Raw genomic sequence first — 13508 nt, 5'->3', positions numbered from 1 at the left:
AAAGGGCTCCCGAAGGGAGCCCGATCTGCCTGCCCGCCCCTGCGGTTCAGTTAACACTCCCCATGGCAGCGCCACCCGCAAATGCAAAGTGCCACCACCATGGGAAGTCCCGCAACTGCTTCAACCAAACTCAAGCAGTTGGTCTACCAGTTACATGGCGCTGAATTCGCCCGAAGGGATCTTGCCGGTGCGCAGGGCTTCCGCAGCCTGGGCACGCACGGCAGCGCGGTCAGCGGTGGAGGTGTAGGTCACCACACGCGAACCAGCAGGTTCCTGGCTGCGGGTCTGGGCGACGGTTGCGGCTTCAGCGGCCACTTCAGCGCGGGTGCGGTTCGTTTCGAACTTCAGGGCGAATTGCGAGCTGTCGGCTTCGTCAGCATGGGCGCCAAAGGAAGCGAAAGCGGCAACAGCAGCGACGGAGAGGAAACGGGCGGTCTTGTTCATGATGAAAATCCTTGAAGGTTAAAAAGCGTCTCAAAAAAGCCGGGTCAAAAACCATTCCTGAACCGGGTTCGGTGAGTCGCCTTGCGGGTTCGGCTCATCGATGGGATGAACTGTACGCCGATGGTGTTCACGGAAAAACTACCTGGTCGCGAACTAACTGTTCCAGTATTGGAAACAATCTTTGAGGCCGCCTTGACCTCCTGGGCCACGCCGGTGCGCCGTGATGGCGAGCGATATGGGTGGCGTGGGTGAGGTGGGGGCTGAGATGGCATCGCCCCGCAGCGTGGCGGGGGAGGCATCTGCCGGTTTGCGGCAGATGCCGGGTATCAGTCCCCCAGCAATTCGCCCACGGCCTTCAGGTCTTCGACCCGGTCGCACACGGCCTTCACGGCCATCATCACCGGGATGCCCAGCAGCAGGCCCCACAGGCCCCACAGCCAGCCCCAGGCGAGTACGCTGACGAACACGGCCACGGGGCTCATGCTGCTGGTGCGGCTGGTGAGCCAAGGGGTGAGCAGGTTGCCCACCAGGGTGTGGATGACCAGCGATGCACCGCCGATGGCCAGGGCCATGTCCAGGGTGCCGAACTGCAGGAAGGCCACCAGGGCCGATGCGCCGGTGACCAGGGCCGAGCCGATGTAGGGCGCGAGGTTGAGCACTCCGGCCGCCACACCCCACACGGCGGCGTTCTCCAGGCCCAGGGCCCAGTAGGCAAGGCCGGTGGCCACGCCCACCAGCACGCTGGTGAACACCTGCACCATCAGGTAGCGCTGGATCTGGTTGGTGATGTCTTCCAGCACGTGGATGGTGACCTTGCGCCGCTCCAGGCTGGTGCCCGCGATGCGCAGCAGCTTGTTGCGGAAGAGGTTGCCCGATGCCAGCGCAAAGTAGGTAAGGAACACCACCACCGTGAGCTGCCCCAGCGCGGACATGAGCCCCATGGTGCCGCTCCACAGGTAGTCGCGGATGTTGAAGGGCGGGCGCTCTACCACCACGCGCTGCACGCCGCGCCGAGGTGGGCTGGCGGTGGCGCTGTTTTCGTTGGCGGCCTGTTCGATCTGCGTGGCGGCCTTTTGCATGGTGTCGAGCGGGCTGCTGGCGCCGGTGCGCGCCTTGAGGCTGTCGCGCACCTTCTTGGCGGCCACGGGCAGCGAGTCCACCAGTTGCGCGGCGCCGTCGCTCAGCGACCAGGCGGCGCTGGCCAGGCTCAGAACGATGGCGATCAACAGCACACCGGCCCCCAGCCAGCGGGGCACGTAGCAGCGCCGCAAGACTTCCACCAAGGGCCGCAGCGCCGTGGTGAGCAGCAGGCTGAGCATGATGGGGATGAACACGGCGCTGGCCCAGTGCAGCAGGGCCACGCTGGCAAACAGCGCCAGCAGCGCGAGCGAGAGGTTGCGCACGTCCACGGGCATGTGGAGCATGAGCGGGCCGGGGAGGGATGCGGTGGCTGCGGGCGCGCCGCTTGGTGGTTGCGCAGGCGGTGGGGGGCTGTCGGGGGTTGACCGGGATTGGGCGGGTGGGGCCGCTTCGTCCGCTTGGGCCACTTGGGCCACTGGTGCGGGGCTGTCCGCCACAGGCGCGTGGGGGGGCAAAGTCGGGGCTGCGTCAGCGGCGGGGCTGTCTGGCTGTGGGGGCTCGGCAGCGGAGGCGGGCGGGGATGCAGGGGTGGGCTCGGTCATCATGCGCGGATTGTGATGGGACTCGGGCCTGCTGGGTTGTAGGTCGGGCTGACATGCAGCGTGTCGGCGGGGGGATGTGGCGATTCGGAAGCTCTGGCGGGTGGTTTGCCCGGCGACCCGCCAGCGGTGCCTGTGTGGCAGGGTTCGGCGCCCTGCCCGTTGGCATCAGCACAGCGGCAGCGGGCGCTTCTTGTTGAGAGCATCCACCGTGCCCAGCAGCTGCTGCCAGTAGGTGGGCAGTGATGACCACGAGGCGCCGATGGCCAGGTTGGTGGCATAGACCATGCCGGTGTTCAGGCGGGGCCGGTGGGCGTGCTTCACGGCAGCCTGCATGTCGGTGCAGGTGCTGGCGGTGTGGACCAGCATGGCCTGGGCGGTGTTGTCCTTGGCGTAGACCCAGGTGCTGGCGGGCTGGGGGTCTGTGGCCTGGTAGGCGGCGGCATTGCCAGCGTAGGTGACCAGCGTGTCGGCCACACCCGCATAGGCCGCTACGGGGTAGGTGCCTGGGTTGCCGATCACCGTGGGTGCGTTGGGCGGCGTGGCGCCTTTGCTCATGCCCGAGGCCCGGGCCTTGGCGTAGTTGTAGACGTCCTGAAAGTACGCCAGCCGTGCGCTGTCGGTGGCCATGCCGTCCAGGAAGAAGCCGTCGAGCTGGTCGGGGTAGAGGCGGATGTAGTTGTCGATGGTGGCCTTCACGTCGGCCACCGAGCGCGACCCGCCGCTGCCCGAGGTGGCCACGTAGGCGACGACTTTGTTGGTGGTGCCCGCCACGGCCTTGAAGTCTTTGATGGCCGTGAGCAGGTCGTCGTCAACCTCGGAGTCCGCGGTCAGCACGCCGTCGCTGGCGCTGGCCACGGCGGTGATCTGCACGTCCGGGTAGCTGGCTGCGCCGCTGGTGAGGGTGGCCCAGGGCGATGAGGTGCCGCTGGCGCTGAAATACGCGGGCACCAGCACCTGCAGGTTTTTGTGGGTGGGGCGCACGTAGTACGTGAGGCTGTCGCCCGCCGTGTTGGCGCTGCTGGTGGCCGTGGCGCTGACCTGGAAGGTGGCGCTGGGCGGCAGGCTGCTCACGGTGAGCGTGGTGCTGGCCACGCTGGCCACGGTGGTGGGCGCCACGGGAGAGAAGGTGGCGGCTGCGGAGGGGTTGACGGTAAAGGTGACCACCGTGCCGTTGGGGGCTGCGCCGCCGTTGACGGTAACGTCGGCCGCCAGCGGCTCGGATGCGCCGGGTTCGAGCACGTTCTCGGTGGGCTGCACGAAATGCAGCGTGACGGGCGCGCTCGCGGGTGGCGGTGGGGCTGTCGTGTTGTTGTCCTTTTCCGTGGCGCCGCCGCAGCCCGCCAGAGCCGCAGTGAGGGCCATCAATGACGCGAGGCGGTGGGTGCGGGTTGTGGTGAGCATGGTCTTCACGGAGGGTTGGTATGAATGGGTTGATTGTGAAGGCTTGCGCCAGCAGCTCCAAGGGCTGAAACGGCCGCTTTGGCCGGGAAAAACGGCCTTGTTGCGCCGATTACCGCAGGCGGTCGCCAGTACCATGGCCCACATGCCATCTTTCCTTCACCGCATTCCGGCCGCCGCAGCAGCCTTGCTGTGCGCAGCGCTGCTGGTCGGCTGCGGCACGCTGGACGTGCCGCGTGCCGACAACTACCCCGCCACCGGCCAGAAGAAAGCCCGCGCCGTGCACCACTGGGATGTGCTGGCGGGCGATGTGGCCGGGCGCGTGGCCGAAAAGATCGCATCCTGGCCCGAGGGCGAATACCCGCTGTACGTCACGGTGGCAGACAACTCCAGTTTCAACCAGAGCTTTCTCAAGTTGCTCAAGGTGCACCTGCTGAACCGGGGCGTGGCGGTGTCCACGGTACCCACGGCGGTGGAGCTGGAGGTGCAGACGCAACTGGTGCAGCACGGGTCTGGCTCACCGCGCGGCTTGCCCGTGCCCATGGCCGGCACCATCATCGGCACTGGCGTGGGCGTGTGGCGCGACTGGGCGGTGCACTATTCCGACCGCACCCTGTTGCCGGGTGTGGCCACGGCCCTGGGCGTGGGGGCAGGGGTGGCGCTGGACATGGCCCAGCTCTACACCCAGGGCGCCGCCGCAGGCGGACCCACGCGCACCGAGGTGCTGATCACATCCACGCTCAAGTCGCGCGACCGGTACCTGGCCGGAACGGCCGATCTGTATTACATCGAGGGGGCCGATGCAGTGCTGTATCAGCCCGAGCGGCCGCCCGCGCCTGCACCGATGACGCCCGTCAAGACCTGGCGGGTGGTGGCGCCATGAAGGGCTTGTGGACGCCGCAACAAGTTCCCCGGGGCGCACGCGCCGCCAGCTGGTGGGCGGCTGCCGCCCTTGCGCTGGCGGGCCTGCAGGGCTGCGAGACCACCAACCCCATGCACAGCTACTACTACGGTGACCGGGCGGGCGGAATATCGCGCTCCAACCTCATCGAGCTGAATGAACGCGCCACCGATGCGCTGCTGCAGACCGCACCGCTGGATGCCAACCAGCCCGTGCTGGTGGCCACGCTGGTCAATGTGGACCGGCTCACTGAATCGTCGCGGCTGGGCCGCATCTTCTCGGAGCAGATCGCGGGCCGCATGGTGCACCGGGGTCTGAAGGTGACCGAGGTGAAACTGCGCGAGAACCTGCTGCTGCAGCGCGACCAGGGTGAGCTGCTGCTGTCGCGCGAAGTGCGCGAGGTGAGCCAGTCGCAGAACGCGCAGGCCGTGGTGGTGGGCACGTATGCGGTTTCCACGTCGGTGGTGTACATCAGCCTCAAGCTGGTGAACCCGGTAGGCAACACCGTGGTGGCGGCGCACAACTATGCCGTGCCAATGGATGAAAACGTGCGCGCGCTGCTGGCTGGGAGATAGATGACATCCCCCTGAGCGGCTTCGCCGCTTCCCCCTTCTCTCGCGCTACGCGCGGGAAGGGGGACGCCGCCAGCGCGGCGGGGCGGCCCTTGCGCGGCGGCCCTGGCGGGTGCAGCGCCCATTTTTTCGGTCGGGGTGGGAATCAGGCTAGCGCGCCCGTTTGGTCGGTGCAAAAAGCTAATGCTTTGATATCCATCTCAGTGCAGCATCAGTGCGCCAGCCGTCTTGCTTTTACCGGCGCGGGCGGGTGGATTGCACAGGCCGCAGGTGAAGTGGCGGTTCTCATACAGCTCGGTCACGAACTGGCCGCTGCACTGGCTGCACTTGGTGCGCGTCAGCATGCCGGCGTCCACAAATTTCACCAGGCGCCAGGCGCGCGTGAAGGAGAGCAGGGGTTCGATCTCGGCCGTGGCGACCTGTTCGTTGTACAGGCGGTAGGCTTTGGTCAGCAGCTCCACCGAATCCAGGTTCACGCCCTTGGACAGGTATTCGTAGATGTTCAGGAACAGTGAGCTGTGGATGTTCTCTTGCCAGGTCAGGAACCAGTCGGTGGAGAAGGGCAGCTGGCCTTTCGAGGGTGACTTGCCCGCGATCTCTTTGTACAGCCGGATCAGGCGTTCATACGACAGCGTGGTTTCCGATTCAAGCACCTGCATGCGGGCGCCCATCTGGATCAGCATGGCCGCGCGTTCGATCTGCTTGGATTCGTTCAGCACGCTCTTGGCGGGGGCTTTGGCAGCGGGTGCGTTGGTGGACATGGCGGGCTTTCGGTGGAGACTGGGGGAAGAGGGCTGCGGGCAAATGCGTCAGAGCACTTCCGACACGCGGCTGGCCATCAGGATGTTGGCGTGCAGCGTGTTGGTGGCTTCGTTGCCCACCTTCTTGGCCGAGTGGTTGGTGAGCAAGCTCCACACCAGGTTGTCGTCCACGCGGAAGCTGCAAAGAAGCGTGTTGCGGGAGGCCAGTTTCATCACTTGCGCTGGCGACAGCGATGCCAGAATGTCGGCAGACTCTTCGTTCATGCCCAAGCGGAACACGGCTTCGGCCTTGTCCTGACGGATCAGGGTTTGGGCCAACATCAGGTAGGTGAGGTTGGCTTCGCGGATTTCAGCGAGGATTTGTTCGTTGGTCATGGCAGCTTCCTTTTTTCCAGTACCGGGTCTTGCGTTGCCTGCTGATTGCAGGTTTTGCGTGATCCGTTGAAATGGATTGTGAAACCGCCCCAATCAGAAATTAAGTCGGGGTTTGGCTGTGCCGCGTGTCTGGTTCTGCGGTGGGCCGTGTAGGAATTTGCCCTACACGCACATCAGGTGCAGGCTGGCATTTCAGGCGATGGCCGCTGCTGTGGCAGTTGGCCCCGGTTGCCCACTTCTGTTCATGGTTTTGATAGCACCCTCAAAACCATCTTTTTTGCACTTTTACAACCTGCGCTGCCGTGCTGGACGCTGGATCAGCCTTTTTCGACCGGGCGCGTGGGGTCTGAACACCACTCGCTCCAGCTGCCAGCAAACAATGCCGTCGGGCCGAGGCCGGCTATCTCCATGCCCAGCAGATTGGGCACGGCGCTCACGCCGCTGCCGCACTGGTGCACCACGGTGGCGGGGTCGCGGCCGCCCAGCAGCGCTACAAATTCAGCGCGCAGCACGTCAGCAGGCTTGAAGCGGCCATCCGCGCCGATGTTTTCGGCAAATGGGCGGTTCAGCGCGCCCGGAATGTGGCCCGCCACGGGGTCCAGAGGCTCCACTTCGCCCCGGTAGCGGGCACCTGCACGGGCGTCGATCACGGTCTGGCCGGGCTGCTGCAGGCGCGCAAGCACCTCGCTGGCCGTGGCCAGCTGGCGCAAGGGGGCGCCCAGCTGGAAGTTGGTCTGGAAGTGCGCGGGCTCTTCGCCGCTGTTCACCGCCCCACCGGCGGCCTGCCAGGCTTGCAGCCCACCGTCGAGCACGGCCACGGCATCGTGCCCCGCCCACTTGAGCATCCACCACAGGCGGCCACAGTAGTTGGCGCCCTGGCGGTCGTACACCACGGCCTGCATGCCGTTGGCAAAACCCACGCTGGACAGCCACATGGCAAAACGCTCGCGGCTGGGCAGGGGGTGGCGCCCACCGGATGCCGGCTGGTCGGCTTCCTGGGCGGTCAGCGTGCCGTGAGCGCCGGGGGCACCGTGTTTGGCGCTGAGGTCGTTGTCAAGGTTGGCGTACACCGCGCCGGGGATGTGCGCCTGTGCGTACTGCTGGGCACCGGCCGTGGGTTGCATCAGTTCGAAGCTGCAGTCAAACACCATCAGCGGCGCACCGCTGGCGATCAGGGATTGCAGGTCGGGGGCAGAGATGAGCGTGGTGTAGGTGGTCATCGGCAGAAAATGGGCAAAGTGACGGAGTGCGTCGAAAGGGGCTCCATTGTGGCCATCCCGGTGGCGCGTGTCCTCGTGTGGCCGTATCTGTTTTTGTATCCGTCAGTGTTCTTCGGCAGGTGCCCCGGGCGCAGCCCGCGCGCGCAGGATGGTGGCCACAATGCCGCTGCCCACGATGAGGGCCATGCCGAACCAGCCGATGGGCGGGATCTTGTCGCCAAACAGCAGCACGCTGTAGACGGCGGCAAACACGATGCCCGAATACTGCAGGTTGGCCACCACCAGCGTGCCGCGCTGGGTCTTGGCGCTGGCGTAAGCCTTGGTCATGCACAGCTGGCCGCCCGCAGCCAGCACACCGATGGGCAGCAGCCACAGCGCCTGCCAGCCCGGCCAGTCCGACACGCCGGTAAACAGCATGGCCCCGCCCCCCGCCACCGCAGAGCCCACGGCAAAGTAGAAAACAGTGCGCGATTCGGGCTCGCCCAGGCGCGACAGCGCCACCACTTGCATGTAGGCAAATGCGGCGGTCAGGCCGGACATCAGGCCGATCATCCCGGCAAAGGCCTGGTTCTGGTCCAGGCTGGGGCGCAGCATCAGCACCACGCCCACGAATCCGGTGAGTACGGTGAGAATCAGCGGCCCTTGCAGGGCGGGCCGTGGCGATGCCGCAGAAGGGCGCCAGGCCAGCAGCGTGCCGCCGACCAGGAAGGCGGCGATCCACACGCTGCTCATGTAGTTGAGCGTCATGGCCGTGGCCAGCGGCAGGTGGGCAATGGCGTAGAACCATGCGCCCAGCGACGCCACTCCCACCAGGCTGCGCCAGGCGTGCATGCCGGGGTATTTCGTGGCCAGCGTCACTTTTTGAGAGCGTGCCAGCAGCCACAGGATGGCCATGCCGATCAGGCCCCGGTAGCACACCAGTTCGGCCGAGTTGAAGAAGTCCGATGCGATCTTGACGCACACCCCCATGCTGGCAAACAAGAACGCGGCCAACACCATCCAGAGGGCTTGCATCGTGACGTGATCCTGTGAAAGGCCGCGCGCCGCACGTGGGGCATAGGATTGCACGGCTTGAAATAAAAATAGCTGCCAGCGCTTGCGGATCAAGCGGTGGCAGCTATTGTAATGAGAGCGGTCAGGGTAGTCGTCGCGAATGGATAGCGTTTACCTCGCTGTTCGAGACTTCACGGATCGACGGCACAGACTCAGGTTGGGGCCTCTCAAAACTGGCGGTGCTCAGGCCAGTGCCCCCGCGCGAGGGCCGCCAAGCCGCGGATGCGGCACTTCGCTTGCGTACGCCGGGGGGCGTCCCCCGTGGGGGAAGACGCGAAGTGGCTCAGGGGGGGCTTCCCATGACTTGGCGGTACCACTCGTGGAAGTGCTGCATGCCATCTTCCATAGGGCTCTGGTAGGGGCCGACCTCGTTGTCGCCGCGCGCCAGCAGGGCCTTGCGGCCTGCGTCCATGCGCTCGCCGATTTCGTCGTCCTCGATGCAGGTCTCCATGTAGGCGGCCTTCTGCGCCTCGACGAATTCGCGCTCGAAGGCGGCGATCTCCTCCGGGTAGTAGAACTCCACCATGTTCAGCGTCTTGGTGGGGCTGATGGGGTGCAGCGTGGACACGGTGAGTACATGCGGGTACCACTCGATCATGATGTGCGGGTACAGCGTGAGCCAGATGGCGCCGTACTTCGGCGGCTTGCCTTCGCGGTAGTCCAGCAGCGCCTTGTGCCAGCGCTCGTACACCGGGCTGCCGGCTTTGCCCAGGCGGTTGGCCACACCCACGGTTTGTACGGAGTAGTTCTTGCCGAACTCCCAGCGCAGGTCGTCACACGTCACAAAGCTGCCCAGGCCCGGATGGAAGGGGCCAACGTGGTAGTCCTCCAGATAGACCTCGATGAAGGTCTTCCAGTTGTAGTTGCACTCGTGCAGCTCCACATGGTCGAGCACGTAGCCGTCAAAGTCCAGGTCGGCACGCGGGCCCATCTGGGCCAGGTCGGCGGCCACATCGTAGCCGTTGTCTTCAAACAGCAGGCCGTTCCACTCGCGCAGCTTGTAGTTGTTGAGGTTCAGGCACGGGTCATGCGCAAAGTGGGGTGCGCCCAGCAGCTCGCCCTGGGGGCTGTACGTCCAGCGGTGCAATGGGCACACGATGTTGCCGCCCGCGCTGCCCTTTTGCTGGGTGTTCAGCGAGCCTTTGCCCTTGAGCATGACGGCCTGGCGGTGGCGGCACACGTTGGACACCAGCTCAATGCCGCCTTGGGCGTTGCGCACCAAGGCGCGGCCCTCGCCCTCCTGGGGCAGTGCGTAGTAGTCGCCCGTGTTGGGCACCGCCAATTGGTGCCCCACATAGCGGGGCCCGCGCTGGAAGATGGTGTCCAGCTCGCGCTGGAACAGCGCATCGTCAAAGTAGCTTGAAACTGGTAGTTGGCTTGCGGCCTGCTGCAGTTGAAGACTTAAATCAGACATGGGTGACCTGACCTAAAGACTCCCCACAGGGAGAAAGTGCGGGAGGTGCGCCGGGGAATGCGCATCTGGAAAAAAGGAAACCGGCTAGGGTGGCTAGCCGGCTCGACTGGAATGGGATTATAGGCGGTGGGGTTATTCCCGCACCCCCGCTACGTGAATAGAAAACATCGCTTTCTGAAAATAGAGCGGCGTCACGCATCGGACCGCGTCTCACACGAAGGGCGTACCGGTGCGCCTAAAATCATCGGTTTTTCACCCGCGCTCTGCCGCCCCCTCCATGCCCAAGGCCCCTGCAACCCCCGCTCCTCCCGCCGAACCCGCCAGCTACGAGGCGGCCCTGGAAGAGCTGGAGCAACTCGTGGCCCGCATCGAGTCGGGCCAGTTGCCGCTGGACCAGATGCTGGCCGGCTACCAGCGCGGCGCCACGTTGCTGGCGTTTTGCCGCCAGCGGCTCGAAGCCGTGCAGGACCAGATCAAGGTGCTGGATGAAGGGCAACTGCAACCATGGAACCAGGAATGAGCGCGGTGCCAATGAATTTCGAGAGCCAGCCGCTGGACATGAACCTCTGGAGCCAGAACCACCTGGCCCGGGTGGAGCAGGCCCTGTCGCAATGGGTGGGCGATGGCGCACCCGCCGGGCTGGGCGACGCCATGCGTTATGCCGTGCTCGATGGCGGCAAGCGGCTGCGGCCCCTGCTGGTGCTGGCGGCCTATGAGGCGGTCTGCAGTGGCGCACCGGCCTCTGCGGTGGTTGACGATGCCGCGCTGCGCGCTGGCCTGGACGAGGCGGCCCTGCGGGCCGCGTGCTCGGTGGAACTCATTCACGCCTACTCGCTGGTGCACGACGACATGCCCTGCATGGACAACGACGTGCTGCGCCGTGGCAAGCCCACCGTGCATGTGCAGTTTGGCGAGGCCCAGGCGCTGTTGGCGGGCGATGCCTTGCAGGCCTTTGCATTTGAGCTGCTCACGCCCGACAACACCCTCATCCCCGCCGCCACGCAGGCCACGCTGTGCAGGCTGCTGGCGCGGGCCGCCGGATCGGCCGGCATGGCGGGCGGGCAGGCCATCGACCTGGCCAGCGTGGGTGTGGCGTTGACCGAAGACCAGTTGCGCCAGATGCACCGGCTCAAGACCGGCGCGCTGCTGCAGGGCAGTGTGCTCGTGGGGGCGGCGTGCGGCCACGCCGTGGGCGCGGCCTACCAGGCGCTGTCCGACTACGGGGCCGCCATGGGCCTTGCGTTCCAGGTGGTGGATGACATCCTGGACGTGGTGGCCGATTCGGCCACGCTGGGCAAGACGGCCGGCAAGGATGCTGCGGCCGACAAGCCCACCTATGTGTCTTTGCTGGGGCTAGCGCGGGCGCAGGCCTATGCCCAGGAGCTGCTGGCCGAGGCCCATGCGGCCCTGGCCCGCAGTGGCCTGCCCGATACCCGCGCGCTGGCGGCCCTGGCGGACATGGTGGTGCGACGCTCGCATTGAGCCTGGCCCGATGATCCGTGCTGCACCCTGTTCATGCCCGTTGCAGTGAAATCAATGCCAAATTGGCCTCCAGCGCTTTCCTGTAAAGCGCTGGCAGCTATGAAAAGAATAGTAAATGTCCACGATGTCCTTTCCCCTGCTGCAGACCATCAATGACCCGGCCGACCTGCGCCAGCTTTCGCGCGCAGATCTCAAGGCCCTGGCGACCGAGTTGCGCGGGTTCGTGATCGAAAGTGTTGCGCGCACGGGTGGGCACCTCAGCTCCAACCTGGGCACGGTGGAACTGACGATCGCGCTGCACCACGTCTTCAACACCCCCGAAGACCGCCTGGTGTGGGACGTGGGCCACCAGACCTATCCGCACAAGATCCTGACCGGCCGCCGCGACCGCATGCACACGTTGCGCCAGTTGGGCGGCATCTCGGGCTTTCCGCAGCGGGCCGAGAGCATTTACGACACCTTTGGCACGGCGCATTCGAGCACCAGCATCTCGGCCGCGCTGGGCATGGCGCTGGCCGCCAAGCGCAAGGGCGAAAACCGCCACGCCGTGGCGATCATCGGCGATGGCGCCATGAGTGCGGGCATGGCGTTCGAGGCGCTGAACAACGGCGGTGTGGCCGATGCCAACCTGCTCGTGGTGCTGAACGACAACGACATGAGCATCAGCCCGCCTGTGGGCGCGCTCAATCGCTACCTCGCTCAGCTCATGAGCGGGCAGTTCTACGCCGCTGCCAAGAACGTGGGCAAGACCGTGCTGCGGCCCGTGCCGCCCTTGCTGGAGCTGGCCAAGCGCTTTGAGCAGCAGGCCAAGGGCATGGTGGTGCCTGCCACGCTGTTCGAGAAGTTCGGCTTCAACTACATCGGCCCCATCGATGGACACGACCTCGATTCGCTGATCCCCACGCTGGAGAACATCAAGGGCCTCAAAGGCCCGCAGTTCCTGCACGTGGTCACCAAAAAGGGCCAGGGCTACAAGCTGGCCGAGGCCGACCCCGTGGCCTACCATGGCCCCGGCAAGTTCGACCCCTCCGTGGGCCTCACCAAGCCCGCCACGCCGCCCAAGCAGACGTTCACGCAGGTGTTTGGCCAGTGGCTGTGCGACATGGCCGCACACGACTCTCGCCTGGTGGGCATCACGCCCGCCATGCGCGAGGGCTCGGGCATGGTGGAGTTTGAAAAACGTTTTCCGGACCGCTACTACGACGTGGGCATTGCCGAGCAGCATGCCGTAACCTTTGCCGCCGGCATGGCCTGCGAAGGCGTCAAGCCGGTGGTGGCGATTTACTCCACCTTCTTGCAGCGCGGCTATGACCAACTGATCCACGACGTGGCCCTGCAAAACCTGCCCGTGGTGTTTGCGCTGGACCGCGCGGGCCTGGTGGGCGCAGACGGTGCCACGCATGCAGGCGCGTACGACATCCCATTTGTGCGCTGTATTCCCAACATGAGCATGGCCTGCCCGGCTGACGAGCGCGAATGCCGCCAACTGCTCAGCAGCGCCTTCGAGCAGGACCACCCCGTGGCCGTGCGTTACCCGCGTGGCAGCGGCGCCGGTGTGGCACCGCTGGCGGCGTTGGATGGCCTGCCTTTTGGCAAAGGCGAGATCCGTCGCGAGCGCCAGGGCACCGATGCCAAGGCGCCGCGCATCGCGATCCTGTCGTTTGGCACGTTGCTGTACCCCGCGCTGGAAGCGGCCGAGGCTCTGGACGCCACGGTGGTCAACATGCGCTGGGCCAAACCCATCGACGAGGCCTTGTTGCGCGAGGTGGCCGAGCGCCACGATGGACTGGTCACGCTGGAAGAGGGCGCGATCATGGGCGGTGCGGGCAGCGCCGTGACCGAGGCGCTCAACAGCATGGGCATCGTGCGGCCCGTGCTGCAGCTGGGCCTGCCGGACGTGTTCATCGAGCATGGCGACCCGGCCAAGCTGCTTGCTTTGCAGGGACTCGATGCCGAGGGAATCCGCCTTGCGATCGAGCGGCGGTTTTTGCCCGCGCTGCAGTCTGTGCGGGCTGCCTGATCTGCCAGGGTGGTCTGCCGCAGTCCCGTTTTGCAGCGGGGTGTGTGCGGCTGTCCCCAAGATGCTTGCAGAAGCCTGAAGCCATGTGCAAGGGCAGGGATTTTCGCGGGAAAACCCGCAAAAGTCTGAGGGGGCATGTTTCTACAATGAACCCGGCTCAAACAAGTCCTTGACGGCGCCGTGCAC

13 protein-coding genes are annotated in these 13508 nt (G+C 65.7%); 5 read left to right on the top strand and 8 right to left on the bottom strand.

Translation table 11 applies throughout. The annotated features are described in order from the left end of the window. Positions 1-150: 150 nt before the first annotated feature. The 3 genes from AC2YJX_RS25150 to AC2YJX_RS25140 all read right to left on the bottom strand — a co-directional run bounded on the left by AC2YJX_RS25150 (position 151) and on the right by AC2YJX_RS25140 (position 3527). Positions 151-444: a hypothetical protein gene (locus tag AC2YJX_RS25150; RefSeq protein WP_057271535.1), complete on the bottom strand. Its 294-nt coding sequence runs from the start codon at positions 442-444 to the stop codon at positions 151-153. A 326-nt stretch (positions 445-770) separates the two neighbouring features. Further along, entirely contained in the window at positions 771-2126 is a 1356-nt protein-coding gene (locus AC2YJX_RS25145; RefSeq protein WP_487257616.1) for an AI-2E family transporter, read from the bottom strand. A 165-nt stretch (positions 2127-2291) separates the two neighbouring features. After that, positions 2292-3527 carry a spherulation-specific family 4 protein gene (locus AC2YJX_RS25140; RefSeq protein WP_487257615.1) on the bottom strand — a complete coding sequence of 412 codons (1236 nt, stop codon included), beginning with the start codon at positions 3525-3527 and terminating at the stop codon, positions 2292-2294. A gap of 142 nt (positions 3528-3669) precedes the next feature. Between AC2YJX_RS25140 and AC2YJX_RS25135 the strand changes: the two genes are divergently transcribed. Together AC2YJX_RS25135 and AC2YJX_RS25130 are read left to right on the top strand one after the other, a co-directional pair. After that, positions 3670-4407, top strand: a complete 738-nt coding sequence (locus tag AC2YJX_RS25135) for a hypothetical protein (protein ID WP_228899943.1) — start codon at positions 3670-3672, stop codon at positions 4405-4407. Continuing rightward, on the top strand, positions 4404-5000 hold the full coding sequence (locus AC2YJX_RS25130; protein WP_304505073.1) for a FlgO family outer membrane protein: 597 nt from the start codon (positions 4404-4406) through the stop codon (positions 4998-5000). The genes AC2YJX_RS25135 and AC2YJX_RS25130 overlap by 4 nt, the downstream gene beginning before the upstream one ends. Before the next feature lie 197 nt (positions 5001-5197). On the opposite strand, the gene flhC is transcribed toward AC2YJX_RS25130, so the two are convergent. The 5 genes from flhC to AC2YJX_RS25105 form a co-directional block, all read right to left on the bottom strand. After that, positions 5198-5758, bottom strand: coding sequence for a flagellar transcriptional regulator FlhC (gene flhC, locus AC2YJX_RS25125; protein WP_487257614.1), 561 nt, complete (start codon positions 5756-5758; stop codon positions 5198-5200). 48 nt (positions 5759-5806) lie between these two features. After that, positions 5807-6133, bottom strand: a complete 327-nt coding sequence (flhD, locus tag AC2YJX_RS25120; RefSeq protein WP_055400499.1) for a flagellar transcriptional regulator FlhD — start codon at positions 6131-6133, stop codon at positions 5807-5809. A gap of 317 nt (positions 6134-6450) precedes the next feature. Continuing rightward, complete coding sequence (locus AC2YJX_RS25115; RefSeq protein WP_436130577.1) at positions 6451-7353, bottom strand: sulfurtransferase; 903 nt, start codon at positions 7351-7353, stop codon at positions 6451-6453. Positions 7354-7455: 102 nt separating this feature from the next. Then, positions 7456-8367, bottom strand: a complete 912-nt coding sequence (locus AC2YJX_RS25110; protein WP_487257613.1) for a DMT family transporter — start codon at positions 8365-8367, stop codon at positions 7456-7458. A gap of 322 nt (positions 8368-8689) precedes the next feature. Continuing rightward, the gene (locus AC2YJX_RS25105; RefSeq protein ID WP_228899947.1) at positions 8690-9820 is read right to left on the bottom strand and encodes an aromatic ring-hydroxylating oxygenase subunit alpha; all 1131 of its coding nucleotides are present in this window, start codon (positions 9818-9820) and stop codon (positions 8690-8692) included. A gap of 277 nt (positions 9821-10097) precedes the next feature. Between AC2YJX_RS25105 and AC2YJX_RS25100 the strand changes: the two genes are divergently transcribed. From AC2YJX_RS25100 to dxs, 3 genes are all read left to right on the top strand, one after another. After that, a complete protein-coding gene (locus AC2YJX_RS25100; RefSeq protein ID WP_055400508.1) occupies positions 10098-10340 on the top strand; it encodes an exodeoxyribonuclease VII small subunit in 243 nt (80 codons plus the stop codon). After that, entirely contained in the window at positions 10337-11302 is a 966-nt protein-coding gene (locus tag AC2YJX_RS25095) for a polyprenyl synthetase family protein (protein ID WP_487257612.1), read from the top strand. The genes AC2YJX_RS25100 and AC2YJX_RS25095 overlap by 4 nt, the downstream gene beginning before the upstream one ends. 115 nt (positions 11303-11417) lie before the next feature. Next, the gene (dxs, locus tag AC2YJX_RS25090) at positions 11418-13322 is read left to right on the top strand and encodes a 1-deoxy-D-xylulose-5-phosphate synthase (RefSeq protein WP_487257611.1); all 1905 of its coding nucleotides are present in this window, start codon (positions 11418-11420) and stop codon (positions 13320-13322) included. Positions 13323-13508 lie beyond the last annotated feature (186 nt).

This window comes from Acidovorax sp. SRI_002, from assembly GCF_057586455.1.
The sequence above is the reverse complement of the archived record's forward strand: the minus strand, read 5'-3'. Positions and strand labels throughout refer to the sequence as shown.